This is a genomic window from Streptomyces sp. NPDC040405 (genome assembly GCF_055595765.1).
The window spans coordinates 449327-464160 of record NZ_JBVIVI010000005.1 but is presented as its reverse complement, the minus strand read 5'-3'; the positions used below and the strand labels follow the sequence as shown (position 1 = coordinate 464160).

Here is a 14834-nt window from a genome sequence, read left to right as displayed (position 1 = left end):
AAAAGAGCCACACCCTCCCCACACACAACCCCAACACGACAACAAGCGAAGACAAAACAAACACCCCCCCCCCCCCCCCCCCAACCCCCCCCCCCCCCCCCCCCCCCCCCCCCCACCGCTCCTTCGCGTATCCGCCTTTTAGTTCTTCTCGCACTTCTTGGTGTCCTTGCTGACACCCATGATTTCGTTGATGTGCGCGAACTTGTACGTGCCCTGGGTCATTCCCTCGAAGCTGACGCACTTGTACCACGGCGTCGACCCGTCGTTCCAGAACTTGAAGGCCACCTTGGTCTTGAAGCCGCCCAGGCAGTGGTTGTTGTAGTACACCTTGGTGCTCGCGTAGCCGGTCTTCCAGGAGAAGTTGATCCGCGAACTGTTCTCATTGCACTTGACGCTGCCCTTCCCCGCCTTCGGCGGGGGGCCCAGTGTGGTCGAGGCGGACCCCACGCCTGAGTCGGACGCGGCGATTGCCGGTGCGGACATCAGGCCAAAGGTGAGGCCGGTGGCGGCGATTACGCCTCCGGCCATGGTGAGAGCGCGCATGGATTCCCCGTGAGTGTCGCCGGATCACTGCAAGTGATCCGTTCCAGATTGGTCGCGATCACTAAATGCTGCCGGGCAGGCAGGCGTCAACCCCCGGGCCCGAATGCGGCGTTGGGGTCATCCTCGCTCACGCGGAGCTATGCCCGCCTTGGCCGTTTCTGGTATCGGCCGGGTGATAAAGGCCATGGGCCCGCCCCCTATCGACGGCACCGCCCTCCGCCAAATCCAGGAAGTAGTCTGTCTGCCATGCCTGGCTTCTGCCCGCCTGGCGATTGGCCGTGGTCACCCACGGCGGATAGACCCGAAAGCCCCGCTTTCCGCCGGAGCCGTCGCGGGAGACGATGCCGCGCTCGCACAGCATCTCTCGCGGGAACACGAACTGTCCGAAGTATCCGCTGTCGCGGCAACTGATCACGAAGAGATCGATCCCGTCCCGGATATCGAAGGGCCGGATCGGCCCTTCCGAGGATCGCTGCCACACGGTGACGAACTGGCCGACCTTCGTCGGAGTGGTCTTGCCCACGCGAAACCTGACCGACAGCCCGTCGATCGTGAACCCGTGCGCCGCGTATTCGGCGCTTTCCGGTTCGGGCACCGGCCGCGAACAACGAAAGCCGCTCGGGTCGTACACCAACGCCTTCGCCGCCAGCAGATCATCGTGAAGCCCCGCCCACGGCGGAATCGTCGCCGTGCTCACGCCCCGTCCTCCCGTGCCCGAGCCTGGTGCCGACGGGCCTTGAGCCGGTTCCCGCAGGTCTTCATCGAGCACCACCGTGCGGTGTTGGCACGGCTGCGGTCCAATAGGAAGAGGCGGCATTCGGGGTTTCCGCACGGCCGCAGACGGCCGGGCATGCGCTCTTTGACGTCCGCCCACGCGAGCACGAGTTCCACGGCGAGCCTGCGCTCCGGCTCCATTTCCACGTGCCACTCGATGCCCGCCGCACTGGGCCGCGGGACCTTGCGGACGCCCGCGAGGACCCGCCGCAGACCGGGCTCCGCCGACGCGCCCGACTCCACCGCCTGGAGCGCGTCCCGGGCGGCGCGCAGCCACCGGCGCTCCTCGTCGCCGCCGAGCCCCCCGTGCTCCCGCGCCCACCGGTCCGCCTCATGGTCGTCGCGCCACAGGTCCCGGCGTCGGCCGTCCACCACGGGGGTGCTGTTAAGCGCCTCCATGAGGGCTTGGTCGTCCAGCACGGACCGCCCACCTTCCCGGCTAACTACATCAAGAGGTTTGACAGGTTACTCCAGCGACGGTCTACTGGGCACCGAGAAGTAACCGTCATAATCCATCGAAGGGGTTAGGTCATGGTTGAGATCCGCCACCAGTACGCGACGGTGCGGGGGCATCGCGTCTTCTACCGCGAGGCAGGCCCCCGCGAGGCGCCCACGCTCGTACTCCTGCATGGCTTCCCCACCAGCTCACGCATGTTCCGCCAGCTCATTCCGGCGCTGGCCGACCGGTTTCACGTCATCGCCCCCGACCACCTCGGCTTCGGCAACTCCGATGCCCCGCCCGTGGACGCGTTCACCTACACCTTCGACGCCCTGACCGACATCACCGAAGCCCTTCTGGCCCAGCTCGGCGTCACCCGCTACGCCGTATACGTCCAGGACTACGGCGCCCCCATCGGCTGGCGGCTGGCCCTGCGCGCCCCGGACGCGATCACCGCGGTGATCACGCAGAACGGCAACGCCTACGAGGACGGCTTCGTACCGGATTTCTGGACTCCCGTATGGGCGTACTGCGAGAAGCCGGGCCCCCAGACCGAACCCGCGGTCCGCACCGCCCTCTCCCTCGACGCCATCCGCTGGCAGTACCTGAACGGAGTGGACCGGCCCGAGCTGGTCGACCCCGACACCTGGGCCGCCGACCACCGCGAGGTCAACCGGCCGGGCAACGACCTCGTACAGCTCGCCCTGTTCCACGACTACGCCACCAATCGCCCCCTCTACCCGCAGGTCCACGCCTACTTCCGGGAGCGCCAGGTGCCGCTGCTCGCGGTCTGGGGCGCGGGCGACGAGATCTTCGGCCCGGACGGAGCACGGGCCTTCGCGAGGGATCTGCCGGACGCGGAGATCCATCTGGTGCGCGGAGGCGGACACTTCCTGCTCGAAAGCCACTTGGACACCGTGTCCGGGTATATCCGTGGGTTCCTGACCACCACCGAATGACCCGCTAACGCCCGTGTCAGCCGAGTGTTAGCGCAGCGGCAGCTTTGCGGTAGCGGCCCCGAGCAGAGTGGTCGACGTACCGAAGAGACCACACCAACTGCCCCGGGGGGACCCGAAATGAACGCCAGCCTCACTGCCCGCACCGCTCGCCGCCGCACCCTGCGCGTCGCCGCCGCGGCCCTGATCGCAGGCGCCGCTCTCACCCTGACCGCCTGCACCGGCTCGGAGACCACCGCCTCGAAGCCCGCGGCCGCCGCCGAGAAGATCGACGCCAAGGCGGGCACCCAGAGCAAGGCCGCGTCCCTGCTCCGCACCGAGACCCTGGTCGACGGCAGCAAGGCCGAGATCTACGAACTCGGCGACCAGCACTACCGCGTCAAGATCGTCAGCGAGGGTGCGGTCACGGCCACGATGGAGACGGACGAGCACGACGCCGGGCTCGACGCCAACGGCATGTACGTCGTGCTCACCCTCGGCGGCGAGGTCCACTCCTGGATGGGCGGCGAGCACCAGGGACCGGGCACCTTCACGCTCGCGGGCGGCTGGAAGGCCAAGGTCACGAAGATCGGCGAGCTCCGCTACCGGGCGCAGATCCTCGGCAACGAGGGCGCGGTGTACGGCACGATGGAGACGAACGGGCACGACACCGGGCTCGACGCCAACGGCGTGTACATCGTGCTCAGCGCCGGTGGTGTGATCAGCGCCCACGAGTGAACGCCGTCCGTCACCGCGGCGGTGGAGCCCCCTCCCTTCACCGCCCCAGGATCCGGTCGACCTCGGCCAGCTGCCCGGCGGTGAGCGGCCCCTTCGCCATCGCGCCCGCGTTCTCCTCGGCCTGGGCGACCGTACGGAAGCCGGGGATGGGGACCGTCCGCGGGCTGCGGGCCCAGACCCAGGCGAGGGCGCCCTGCGCGAGGGTGCGGCCGTCGCTGGTGAGGACGGACCGCAGGGCGTCGACCCGCTGGAGCCAGGCCGGGTCGGCCCCGGCGTTCGCGGTGAACCCCGGCAGCCAGGCGGGCGGCGCGTTGCGGATGTCGCCGTCCTCCAGGGCGCGCCCGGCGGTGTGCTTGCCGGTGAGCAGGCCCATGGCCAGGGGGCTGCGGTTGATGCTGGCGAGGTCCGACTCGGCGCACAGAGCGAGGAGTTCGGGCGCATCCTGGAGGATGTTCAGGCGGTGCTGGACGGCCGCACAGTGCGCGCCCTCGGCGAAGACGGCGGCCCGGGCGGGGTCGTCGGTGCTCCACGCGTACGTACGGATCAGCCCCTCGCGCACCAGCTCCTCGCAGGTCTCGCGGAGCCGCGCGGCGCGTTCGGGGCCGGCGTCGGAGATGTGGAGCTGGTAGAGGTCGATGTGGTCCGTGTCCAGACGCCGCAGGGAGGCGGTCAGGGCGCGGCGTACGTGCTCCGGGGAGTCGTCCTGTCCCTCGCGGGTCCGGGTCCGCTCGTCGAATACATTGCCCCACTTCGTGGCCACGACGACATCGGCGCGGCGCTTGCCGAGTGCCCGGCCGAGCACGCGCTCGCTGTGGCCCGTCCCGTACGCGTCGGCCGTGTCGAAGAAGGTGACGCCGAGGTCGAGCGCGCGCTGAATGGCGCGTACGGATTCGTCGTCGTCGACCCTCCCCCAGCCCAGGGGCTGCCCGTCGGCGGACCACCACTCGCCGCCGATGGCCCAGCAGCCGAAGCCGAGGGCGCTCACCTCGATGCCACTGCGGCCCAGCGTTCTGTTGTGCGCCATGGTCTCCATGCCCGGGGAGCGTAGAAGTTGAAGCGCACACGAAGGCAAGCCCCCCGGCCGCACGCGTGGTCACTGGGAGCGAGCGAGACGGCACAGGCCGACGCGGAGCCGCAGACCCCTCCTGCTGGAGCCCCTGCCGCGCTACCGTGAAAGTGGTGGTGCTCCGGCACCTTGGCACCTTGGCACCTTCGGTACTTTCGGCACCTTGGCAGCCCTCGCGCCCGATATAGCGGCGATCGAGGTGATGACGTGACGCGCGCGGCTGAGCCTTTCGCTCATCCGGCCCTGTTCTACCGAGGCGTCCAGGAGTACGTGGCCGGGACGGTCCCGTTCATCGAGGAGGGTCTGGCTGCGGGCGAGCCCGTGGCGGTGGCCGTACCCGCGAGTAATCTCGGGCTACTCCGCGCGGAGCTGGGCGCGAGTGCCGAGCGGGTGCAGTTCACCGACATGACCCGGGCGGGGCGGAACCCGGGGCGGATCATCCCCAAGGTGCTGCGGGGCTTCGCCGACGCGCATCCCGCCGGGCGGGTACGGATCATCGGTGAGCCGGTCTGGCCCGCCCGTTCACCCGCCGAATATCCGGCCTGCGTCCAGCACGAGGCACTGATCAACAGGGCCTTCCGCGGCCGGAACGTCACCATCCTCTGCCCCTACGACGCCGCACGGCTCAACGCCCGATGGCTTGCCGACGCGTACACCACACATCCCGTCGTCGTCGTGGACGGCAGGGAGCAGCGCAGTACGACCTACGACGCCGACCGCGCCGTCTCCGCCTTCAATGAGCTGCTCGTACCACCACCACGGGCCGTCGTCTTCGCGTTCGACGCCGACCGTCTCTCCGCCGCGCGGGACCTCGCCGTCGAGATGGCCAAGCGCCTCGGTCTGACGGGTGAGCGCTTGGCCGACTTCTCGCTTGCCGTCACCGAGCTGACCACCAACAGCGTGCGGCACGGCGGTGGCTCGGGCACCGTGTCGGTCTGGGGCGACGGCACGCAGATCGTGTGCGAGGTGCGCGACCGGGGATGGCTGCGCGACCTCCTGGCAGGCCGCCGCCCGCCCCCGCCCGACAGGCCCGGAGGCCGGGGCCTGTTCCTGGTCCACAACCTCGCCGACCTCGTCCGTATCCATACCGGCGCCGAGGGCACGACCGTCCGCTTCTACATGTGACAATCTCCCGGACTTCGCCGCGGAACAGTGATGGCCCCTCGGACGGTAGGCCCGAACATCTCTGCGGCCGCCACAATCAGGTGACGTGACGTCGCGTCACATGCCAGGTGACGACGTCCACGTGGTTGGCTGGCTCGAACCAGTCCCCCCTCGTGTACAGGAGAACCCGTGCGTCTTCTTCGCTCCGTCCTGACCCCCGTCCTCGTCGCCGCCGCTCTGACCGCGGCTGGCGCGACGACCGCGACCGCCGACGACATCGACATCGTCGGGGTCCAGCAGACGCCGGACTTCTCCTCCTACGAGGACTGCGAGGCCATCATCGACGACAGCGGCGTGACCGCGGAGTGTGCCAGCCTCTACATGATCGACGGCTGAACCCACCGGCTCGCGTCCGCTGGAACCCCACGCGCCCGTCAACCGTCTTGGCTGCCGTCACCACGGAGTCGTACAGAGGTCGGGGCAGGTCATGGCGCATGAGGGAAACCGGTCGACCGAGCAGCCGGGCGGCGGCATCGGCGGGGCGCTCGGCGTCGTCAGCCGCTACCGCCGCGCGCTGTACGGCTTCACCCTCGGCGTGTCCGCCCTGACCGCCGTGCTCGGCTGCGCGATCGTGGGCGGCGGGTTCGCGGCGGCGTGGGACACCTTCGAGGGCGTCCGGGACTACGCGGACCGCAACATCGCCAACGAGGACTCCTACGTGGCCTACGCCGACGGCGGCCTGCCCCCGCTGGTCAGGGTCGGGTTCGTGGTGTTGCCGCTGTTGCTCGTGCTGGGGCTCCTCGTCGTCTCCTTCCTGCACAGCGCGTACGCCGTCGGCGACTCCCATGCCACGCGCGACGGCGGGCCGCTGACCACCCGCGAGTTGTGGCGGCGTACCCTTCGGCGGTTTCCCGCCGCGCTCGGGGTCAACGCGCTGACCGGACTGGCGGTGGGCGCCGTGGAGGCGGCGGCCTTGATGTGGTGGAGCCTCGTGGAGAGCCACGAGGTGCCCGGTGTCGAGCCCACCCCCCTGGGAGAAACCGCGTCCCCGCAGTACACGCTGGTGGGTTGGGTGCTGCCGATCGCCATCGGCTGTCTCGGCCCGCTGCTGTACTCCCGCCTTGCGCTGGCCACCGCCGAAACGGTGGTGGAGCGCCGTTCCCCGTTCGTGGCGCTGTACCGCTCCTGGGTGCTGACCCGCCGCGCCCGGGGGCGCACCCTCGGCGTGGGCGCGCTGGTCACCGTGGCCGCCGTGCTCGTCTTCCTGCTGGCCCGGTACGCGGCCGCTCCCCTCACCCACCCCGCCGGGCTCGGCATGCTGTGGCTCAGCGACGACAACGTGTGGATCACCGGCGTGCTGGTGAAGATCCTGCCCACGGCCGTGGCCCTGCTCCTGCTGCCCCCGGTGGCCATGCCGCTGGTGTGCGCGGCGTTCGCCCGTCTCCACGGGGACCTGCGCGCCGGTGAGGAAAGCGAGGCGGACGCCAAGACCGCTGCCCCGGCGTGACACACCGGGGCAGCGGTCCTTCCCGGCTCAGCCGATCGGGTTGACGAAGGTGGCCGGGTGGGTGGCGGCCCGCTGGTCGACGAGCCCGCCCCAGGGCCAGTCCAGGGTGATCGACTTGGTCTCGTTCGGCGGGGTGATGACCGCGTAGGCGGGCGTCCAGGAGCCCTCGTCGTCGTCCCCGGCCAGGGCGAGGTTGATGGTGAAGTCGGTGCTGTCGCCGGGGCCCAGGGTGATCGAGCCGAACTTGGCCGAGGAGCGCTGAAGCGACCAGTCCGCGGTGCCGTGCTCGGTGTTGAGGTCCACGCCCGGGAAGCCGCCGATCTTGCAGGTGCGGCCGCTGGTGTTCGTCAGCACGATGCTGGTGGTCGTCGCGCCCTCCCCGTTCGGGTCCGGGACCGCGTCGTCGCCCGTGGCGAACGCCGCCTTCAGACCGGAGGTGTGGCAACGCTCGACGGACCGCTTGCCCAAAGCCCCCGCCGTCGGTCAGCTCGCCGGACTGGGATGCCACCGGGACCGCGAGCCGGACCGGTTCTGGCCGCTGGAGGAACGCCACCTCGAACCGGGCACCCCGGCTTTCAACTCGGCGCGCGAGCCGACCGGCATGACGGTCGGACGCGGAAGCCACGCGGTCCTCTTCCTCTGCACGTCCGACCCCACCCACCCGCCGTCCTTCTTCACGCAGTGACCCGCACGCATAGGCGGCAGGCGCGGGCCGAGGCTGCCACCGCGCCGTGGGACACGGCCGCGAGCTCGTCTAGGGTTTGCTGTCGAACTGTTCGCCGACCGGGGGAGGTGCCGTGCGAGCGGCCGTACGCGCGGGAATAGCAGGCCACGCCGTCATGCTGACGGTCCTTCTCACCGGGTGCGCGAACACGGAGGGCCCGTCTGGTGCGGGGCGTCCTTCCGCGACGGGCGCCCCCTCCACGGCGCCCGGCGTCGACGGCGAGGCCGACCCGAAACGGGTCTTCACCAAAGCCGAGCTGAAGGCCGCGCTCCCGCCCGCCGGGGCGTTGGGCAGGCACGCGAAGGTCGTCGCGACGAACGTGAGGCACTACTTCGGCTGGGCCGGGGGAGGCGACTGGAGCCAGTGCGAGGCCGGGAATGACCTGAGCAGGGAGATGAGTCGCTTCAGGGGAGCCTTGGCCCAGCAGACCGTGCACCGTGCACGCGCCGCGGAGAACGACCGGATCGTCACCGTACAGCTGGTGTCGATGCCCGCCGGGCGCAGCGAGCGCTATCTGGAAATCCAGCGCCGGCTCCACGAAGCCTGTCCGAACGTCACCGTCGACACGGAGGCCGCCCCCGTCCAGGAACACCGCGAGGCCCAGGGTGTTGCCGCCCTCGGCGACGAGGCGCTGCTGGAGATCGTGCGGCAAACCGGCGGTGACGAGTACGACGGCACTCCGTCCTACACCGTCGACGTCCGCGTCGGGGGCGTGCTCGTCATCGTGATGGGCGGCGGTAACAAGGAAACCTGCATCTCGTTCGCCGCGCGGACCGCCCAGTGGATCCGCGCCGAGTTGTACGCGGCAGGCGGGACTTCGGGCTGACCAGGCCCGCCCTGGGATCGCCCCGTACGCCAGGGCAACAGATGTGCCGCTTCCCCGGGCGGCGATGGGCGTCGGACCGCTGGGCATGGTCGAGATGAGCCCCTTCGCCTCGGACGTCGTGCCGATGCGTTACCGGACGGCGCAGCAGCCTGTGTGACGACCGGCATGACGGTCGGCATCTAGCATGGCCCGGTGGACATATCCAGGCTTCCCGCGGACGCGCGGCAGCGGCGCAGTTCCGAGATGCGCGAGTTCCTGCGGTCGCGGCGGGCCCGGGTGACGCCTGCGGACGTGGGCATGCCCGCCGGCGGGGGGCGCCGTACGCCGGGGCTGCGGCGGGAGGAAGTGGCCGTGCTCGCCGGGGTGGGGGTCTCCTGGTACACGTGGCTTGAGCAGGGGCGCGACATCAATGTGTCCGCCGACGTCCTGGACGCCGTCGGGCGCGTGCTGCGGCTCGCCCCGGCCGAGCGCGAGCATCTGCATCTCCTCGCCGGCCTCAACCCGCCGCGGTCCGAACCGACCGCGCGCCATGTCCCGGACCAGCTACGGCGGTTGATCGACGGCTGGCTGCCGCGGCCCGCGTACGTCATCGACCGGCACTGGAACATCGTGGCGGTCAACCGCGCCGCGCGGCTGGTGTTCCAGTGCAACGAGCACGACCACAACTGTCTGGTCAGCTTCTTCACCAACGCCCGCTACCGCACCGCGCTCAAGCACTGGCGGGAGGCGGCGCGAGAGATCGTCGGCCAATTCCGGGCGGACGCCGCCCGCTACCCGGACGACCCGGAGTTCGGCCGCCTGGCCTCCGACATGTGCGCCGCGAGCCCCGCCTTCGCGGACATCTGGGCGGAACTTCCCGTGGGCAGCTCCTCCCACGGCACCAAGGCGCTGGAGGTCCCCGGGGTGGGGACCCTGACCTTCGAGTACACGGCGTTGCCCCTGCCCGAGCTGGCCGGCCACCGCCTGTTGCTGCACACCCCCGCGCCCGGGACGGGAACGGAGGCGCTGCTGGCGGCACTGCTGGAGACGCCAGAGACGCCGACACCCTCGATGGCCTGAGCCCGAAGCGCCGAGGCGCCGAGGCCGGCAGGCCCCGAAGGTGGTGGTGTCGGACCCAGGTTCAGCCGACTCTGCCTGGCCCGGTCCCGCCGCCCGAGGATGACCGGCATGAAGCGATTCACGAACAAGACGGTTCTGATCACCGGCGGCACCAGCGGCATCGGGTTCTCGGCCGCGCGCAGGCTCCTCGACGAGGGAGCCCATGTCGTCATCACCGGTCGCGACAAGGCCCGCCTCGACTCGGCAGTCGCCCGCCTGGACGCCGACTCGGAGCGGGTACTCGCCGTCCGCGCGGACGCCGCCGTCCAGGCCGATCTCGACCTGCTCATGCGGCGGATCGAGACGTGGCGCGGCGGCCTCGACGCGATCTTCGCCAACGCGGGCGTGGCGGTCTTCAAGCCGGGCGCCGAGATCACCGAGGCGGACTTCGACCACACCGTCGACATCAACTTCAAGGGCGTGTTCTTCACGATCACCAAGGCGCTGGGGCTGATGGGGGAAGGCGGTGCCGTCGTCATCAACGCTTCCTGGACCCTCCACCGCGGCCTCCCCGTGTCCGCTGTATACGCCGCCAGCAAGGCCGCCGTACACAATCTGGTCCAGACGCTCGGCACCGACCTCGCACAGCGCGGCATCCGCGTCAATTCCGTGAGCCCCGGCTACATCGACACCGAGATGTACCGGAGGACCATCACCGACCCCGGCGCGGAGGCCGGCATCACGGCGGAGGTGCCGCTCGGCTCGCTCGGCCACCCGGACGACGTCGCCGCGGCCGTCGCCTTCCTGGCCTCCGACGACGCCTCGTACATCACCGGACAGGACCTCGTCGTCGACGGAGGGCTCGTGGGAGCGGCGCCCGTGGGGCTGCGGGGCTGACGGACCGGGTCGCGGCCTCATACCGAAACACTTCTGAACAATCGTTCTGAACGAGCGTTCAGAAGTGAGGTACGCTGCCCAGCATGCGACACCGCGAACAGCTCATGGCCGGGGCGAAGCAGTGCCTGGAGGAGCGGGGATACGCCCGCACCACCTCACGTGACATCGCCGCCGCCGCCCACGCGCCGCTCGGCACGATCAACTACCACTACGGCTCAAAGGAAGGGCTGCTCAACGCGGCGCTTCTGGAGACGCTCCACGAGTGGGGCGAGAAGGTCCTCACCCGGTCGGCGGGGGCCGCCCGGGAGGGCGGGGTGGGGCGGCGGCTGGACGCGATGTGGGCGGGGATCGTCGCGTCCGAGGCGACGGACCGGCCGCTGCTGGTGGCCAGTGTCGAGGCGTTCGCCCAGGCCGAGCGCTTCCCGGAGATCCGGCAGCAGATCGCGGAGGCGTTCGAGCGGTCCCGTACGGAGATGGCGGCGGATCTGCACGGCATCGACGCCACCGACAGCGCGGAGGACGGCGAACTGGCGCGCGCGGTCGGGTCGGTACACATGGCCCTGATCGCCGGCCTGACCCAGCAGTGGCTGATCGATCCCGAGCATGCCCCCTCGGCGCGGGAGGTGGCCGCGGGGTTGCGGCGGATCGCCCAGGACCTTGAGGACCATGAGGGCCCTGAATCCGACGAGTCCGGCGTCTGACAGGGATGTCAGCGGTGCCAGCCACGCCTCCCTTCACGCATCTGCACGTCCACACCCAGTACTCGCTGCTGGACGGTGCCGCACGGCTGAAGGACATGTTCAACGCGTGCGACGAGATGGGCATGTCGCACATCGCCATGACCGACCATGGCAATCTGCACGGCGCGTACGACTTCTACCGGCAGGCCACGGGCGCGGGCGTGACGCCGATCATCGGCATCGAGGCGTACGTGGCCCCGGAGTCGCGGCGCCACAAGCGCAAGGTCCAGTGGGGGCAGCCGCACCAGAAGCGGGACGACGTGTCCGGCTCCGGCGGCTATACGCACAAGACGATCTGGGCGGCGGACCGGACCGGGCTGCACAACCTGTTCCGGCTGTCGTCGGACGCGTACGCGGAGGGCTGGCTGCAGAAGTGGCCGCGAATGGACAAGGAGGTCATCGCCGAGCATGCGGCCGGGCTGATCGCGTCGACCGGGTGCCCGTCGGGCGAGGTGCAGACGCGGCTGCGGCTGGGGCAGTTCGACGAGGCGCTGAAGGCCGCCTCCGAGTATCAGGACATCTTCGGCAAGGGGCGGTACTTCCTGGAGCTGATGGACCACGGCATCGAGATCGAACGCCGGGTCCGGGACGGGCTGCTGGAGATCGGGCGGAGGCTGGGCATCCCGCCGCTGGTGACGAACGACTCGCACTACACGTACGCGCACGAGTCGCAGGCGCACGACGCGCTGCTGTGCATCCAGACGGGGAAGAGCCTCGCCGTCACCGACCGCTTCCGCTTCGACGGCACCGGCTACTACCTGAAGTCGGCGGAGGAGATGTACGCCATCGACTCCTCGGACGCCTGGCAGGAGGGGTGCCGTAACACCCTCCTGGTCGCCGAGCAGGTCGATGTCACCGGCTGGTTCGAGAAGCGCGACCTGATGCCGCGCTTCGACGTGCCGGACGGCTACACCGAGGTGACGTGGTTCCGGGAGGAGGTCCGCAAGGGGATGGCCCGCCGCTTCCCCGGCGGCGTTCCCGAGGACCGGGAGAAGCTCAGCCAGTACGAGATGGACGTCATCATCCAGATGGGGTTCCCGGGCTACTTCCTCGTGGTCGCCGACTTCATCATGTGGGCCAAGAACAACGGCATCGCGGTGGGCCCCGGCCGAGGCTCCGCGGCCGGTTCGATCGTCTCGTACGCCCTGGGCATCACCGACCTCGACCCGGTCGAGCACGGGCTGATCTTCGAGCGGTTCCTCAACCCCGAGCGTGTCTCCATGCCCGATGTCGACATCGACTTCGACGAGCGTCGGCGCGGTGAGGTCATCCGGTACGTCACCGAGAAGTACGGCGCCGACAAGGTCGCCATGATCGGCACGTACGGCACCATCAAGGCCAAGAACGCCATCAAGGACTCGGCCCGCGTGCTCGGCTACCCGTACGCGATGGGCGACCGCATCACCAAGGCCATGCCCGCCGACGTCGGCGGCAAGGGCATCCCGCTGTCCGGCATCACCGACGAGAAGCACCCGCGCTACAGCGAGGCGGGCGAGGTCCGGTCGATGTACGAGGGCGACCCGGACGTGAGGAAGGTCATCGACACCGCGCGGGGCGTCGAGGGGCTGGTGCGGCAGATGGGTGTGCACGCCGCGGGCGTGATCATGTCCAGCGAGCCGGTCGTGGACCACGTCCCGGTGTGGGTGCGGCACACCGACGGGGTGACGATCACACAGTGGGACTACCCGACGTGTGAGTCGCTGGGCCTGCTGAAGATGGACTTCCTGGGCCTGCGCAACCTCACCATCATGGACGACGCCGTGAAGATGGTGCGCGCCAACAAGGGCATCGATCTGACCCTGCTCGACCTGTCGCTGGACGATCCCACGACGTTCGAACTCCTCGGCCGCGGCGACACCCTCGGCGTCTTCCAGTTCGACGGCAGCGCGATGCGCTCCCTGCTGCGCCTGATGAAGCCCAGCCACTTCGAGGACATCACGGCCGTCACCGCCCTGTACCGGCCGGGCCCGATGGGCATGAACTCGCACATCAACTACGCGCTGCGGAAGAACGGGCAGCAGGAGATCACCCCGATCCACCCGAAGCTCGCGGAGCCGCTGAGGGAAGTCCTCGACATCACGTACGGCTTGGTCGTCTACCAGGAGCAGGTGCAGAAGGCCGCCCAAGTGCTCGCCGGGTACTCGCTCGGCCAGGCCGATCTGTTGCGGCGGGCGATGGGCAAGAAGAAGCAGGAGGTCCTGGAGAAGGAGTTCATCCCGTTCCGGGACGGCTGCCGGGCGCGCGGCTACCCGGACGACGCCGTACAGGCGGTCTGGGACGTGCTCGTCCCGTTCGCCGGATACGCCTACAACAAGGCGCACGCGGCGGCCTACGCGCTCGTCTCGTACTGGACCGCCTACCTCAAGGCCAACTATCCGGCCGAGTACATGGCGGCGCTGCTCACCTCGGTGCGCGACGACAAGGACAAGTCGGCGGTCTATCTCAACGAGTGCCGCAAGATGGGCATCAAGGTGCTGCCGCCGGATGTGAATGAGTCCGAGGCCGACTTCACGCCCCGCGGGGACGACACGATCGTCTTCGGCCTGACGGCAGTCCGCAACGTCGGGCAGAACGTGGTCGACTCGATCGTGCGGCGGCGCCGGGCCGCCGGGCGCTACGGCTCGTTCCCCGACTTCCTGGACAAGGTCGAGGCGGTGGCCTGCAACAAGCGGACGATCGAATCGCTCATCAAGGCGGGCGCGTTCGATGCGCTGGGGCATACGCGCAAGGGTCTGGCCGCGCGGTACGAGCCGATGGTCGACACCGTGGTGGCGGTCAAGCGGAAGGAGGCCGAGGGGCAGTTCGACCTCTTCGGCGGCGGCTCCGGCGACGGTGACGCGCCGGGCCTCGGGCTCGACGTGGAGTTCCCCGACGACGAGTGGGAGAAGGCGTATCTGCTCGCCCAGGAGCGGGAGATGCTGGGGCTGTACGTCTCCGACCACCCGCTCTTCGGCGTCGAGCACCTGCTGAGCGAGAAGGCGGACGCCGCCATCGCCCAGCTCACGGGTGGTGAGCACGCCGACGGGGCGATCGTCACCATCGGCGGCATCATCTCCGGCCTCCAGCGGAAGATGACCAAACAGGGCAACGCCTGGGCCATCGCCACCGTCGAGGACCTGGCGGGCTCGCTGGACTGCATGTTCTTCCCCGCCACGTATCAGCTGGTCTCCACCCAGCTCGTGGAGGACACGGTCGTCCTCGTCAAGGGACGGCTCGACAAGCGCGAGGACGTGCCCCGGCTGGTGGCGATGGAACTGGCCGTGCCCGACCTGAGCGCCGCCGATGCCCCGCTGTGCCTCGACATGCTCGCGGCGCACGTCACGCCGCGGTCGATCCTGGGCCTGAAGGAAATCCTCCAGGCCCACCCGGGCCCCACCGAGGTCCGCCTACGAGTGCGCGGCCCGGCCCGGACGACCGTCTACCGGCTGGGGCACCGGATCACCGCCGATCCCGGCTTCTGGGCGGACCTCAAGGCGGCGGTTGCGGTGCGGCGGGGCGCGTAG

At 69.9% G+C, this 14834-nt stretch carries 16 protein-coding genes; 11 read left to right on the top strand and 5 right to left on the bottom strand.

Annotation, left to right across the window (positions count from 1 at the left end; genetic code table 11):
• Positions 1-138: 138 nt before the first annotated feature.
• The 3 genes from ACZ59A_RS23340 to ACZ59A_RS23330 all read right to left on the bottom strand — a co-directional run bounded on the left by ACZ59A_RS23340 (position 139) and on the right by ACZ59A_RS23330 (position 1737).
• Entirely contained in the window at positions 139-543 is a 405-nt protein-coding gene (locus ACZ59A_RS23340) for a hypothetical protein (protein ID WP_470961284.1), read from the bottom strand.
• A 127-nt stretch (positions 544-670) separates the two neighbouring features.
• Positions 671-1240 carry a MepB family protein gene (locus ACZ59A_RS23335; protein WP_470961282.1) on the bottom strand — a complete coding sequence of 190 codons (570 nt, stop codon included), beginning with the start codon at positions 1238-1240 and terminating at the stop codon, positions 671-673.
• Positions 1237-1737, bottom strand: coding sequence for a CGNR zinc finger domain-containing protein (locus tag ACZ59A_RS23330; RefSeq protein WP_470961280.1), 501 nt, complete (start codon positions 1735-1737; stop codon positions 1237-1239). The genes ACZ59A_RS23335 and ACZ59A_RS23330 overlap by 4 nt, the downstream gene beginning before the upstream one ends.
• 111 nt (positions 1738-1848) lie before the next feature.
• Here ACZ59A_RS23330 and ACZ59A_RS23325 point away from each other — a divergent pair, with 111 nt between their 5' ends.
• Together ACZ59A_RS23325 and ACZ59A_RS23320 are read left to right on the top strand one after the other, a co-directional pair.
• A complete protein-coding gene (locus ACZ59A_RS23325) occupies positions 1849-2715 on the top strand; it encodes an alpha/beta fold hydrolase (protein WP_470961278.1) in 867 nt (288 codons plus the stop codon).
• A gap of 117 nt (positions 2716-2832) precedes the next feature.
• Positions 2833-3429 carry a hypothetical protein gene (locus ACZ59A_RS23320; protein WP_470961276.1) on the top strand — a complete coding sequence of 199 codons (597 nt, stop codon included), beginning with the start codon at positions 2833-2835 and terminating at the stop codon, positions 3427-3429.
• Positions 3430-3466: 37 nt separating this feature from the next.
• On the opposite strand, the gene ACZ59A_RS23315 is transcribed toward ACZ59A_RS23320, so the two are convergent.
• Positions 3467-4462: an aldo/keto reductase gene (locus ACZ59A_RS23315; RefSeq protein WP_470961274.1), complete on the bottom strand. Its 996-nt coding sequence runs from the start codon at positions 4460-4462 to the stop codon at positions 3467-3469.
• A 240-nt stretch (positions 4463-4702) separates the two neighbouring features.
• On the opposite strand from ACZ59A_RS23315, the gene ACZ59A_RS23310 reads away from it, so the two are divergent.
• The 3 genes from ACZ59A_RS23310 to ACZ59A_RS23300 all read left to right on the top strand — a co-directional run bounded on the left by ACZ59A_RS23310 (position 4703) and on the right by ACZ59A_RS23300 (position 7106).
• Complete coding sequence (locus tag ACZ59A_RS23310; protein ID WP_470961272.1) at positions 4703-5620, top strand: anti-sigma factor RsbA family regulatory protein; 918 nt, start codon at positions 4703-4705, stop codon at positions 5618-5620.
• Between the two features lie 168 nt (positions 5621-5788).
• Complete coding sequence (locus ACZ59A_RS23305) at positions 5789-5995, top strand: hypothetical protein (protein WP_470961270.1); 207 nt, start codon at positions 5789-5791, stop codon at positions 5993-5995.
• Between the two features lie 91 nt (positions 5996-6086).
• Positions 6087-7106, top strand: a complete 1020-nt coding sequence (locus ACZ59A_RS23300; RefSeq protein ID WP_470961268.1) for a hypothetical protein — start codon at positions 6087-6089, stop codon at positions 7104-7106.
• A gap of 27 nt (positions 7107-7133) precedes the next feature.
• Here ACZ59A_RS23300 and ACZ59A_RS23295 read toward each other — a convergent pair whose 3' ends face one another.
• Positions 7134-7574, bottom strand: a complete 441-nt coding sequence (locus ACZ59A_RS23295) for a DUF4232 domain-containing protein (RefSeq protein ID WP_470961266.1) — start codon at positions 7572-7574, stop codon at positions 7134-7136.
• Between ACZ59A_RS23295 and ACZ59A_RS23290 the strand changes: the two genes are divergently transcribed.
• The 6 genes from ACZ59A_RS23290 (at position 7567) to dnaE (ending at position 14834) form a co-directional block, all read left to right on the top strand.
• Positions 7567-7791: a hypothetical protein gene (locus tag ACZ59A_RS23290; RefSeq protein WP_468049341.1), complete on the top strand. Its 225-nt coding sequence runs from the start codon at positions 7567-7569 to the stop codon at positions 7789-7791. The genes ACZ59A_RS23295 and ACZ59A_RS23290 overlap by 8 nt on opposite strands.
• A gap of 154 nt (positions 7792-7945) precedes the next feature.
• Positions 7946-8656, top strand: a complete 711-nt coding sequence (locus tag ACZ59A_RS23285) for a hypothetical protein (protein ID WP_470961264.1) — start codon at positions 7946-7948, stop codon at positions 8654-8656.
• A gap of 192 nt (positions 8657-8848) precedes the next feature.
• Entirely contained in the window at positions 8849-9715 is an 867-nt protein-coding gene (locus tag ACZ59A_RS23280) for a helix-turn-helix transcriptional regulator (protein WP_470961262.1), read from the top strand.
• Between the two features lie 108 nt (positions 9716-9823).
• Positions 9824-10591, top strand: a complete 768-nt coding sequence (locus ACZ59A_RS23275) for an SDR family NAD(P)-dependent oxidoreductase (protein WP_470961260.1) — start codon at positions 9824-9826, stop codon at positions 10589-10591.
• Positions 10592-10674: 83 nt separating this feature from the next.
• On the top strand, positions 10675-11292 hold the full coding sequence (locus ACZ59A_RS23270) for a TetR/AcrR family transcriptional regulator (protein WP_470961258.1): 618 nt from the start codon (positions 10675-10677) through the stop codon (positions 11290-11292).
• A 5-nt stretch (positions 11293-11297) separates the two neighbouring features.
• Entirely contained in the window at positions 11298-14834 is a 3537-nt protein-coding gene (gene dnaE, locus ACZ59A_RS23265) for a DNA polymerase III subunit alpha (RefSeq protein WP_470961256.1), read from the top strand.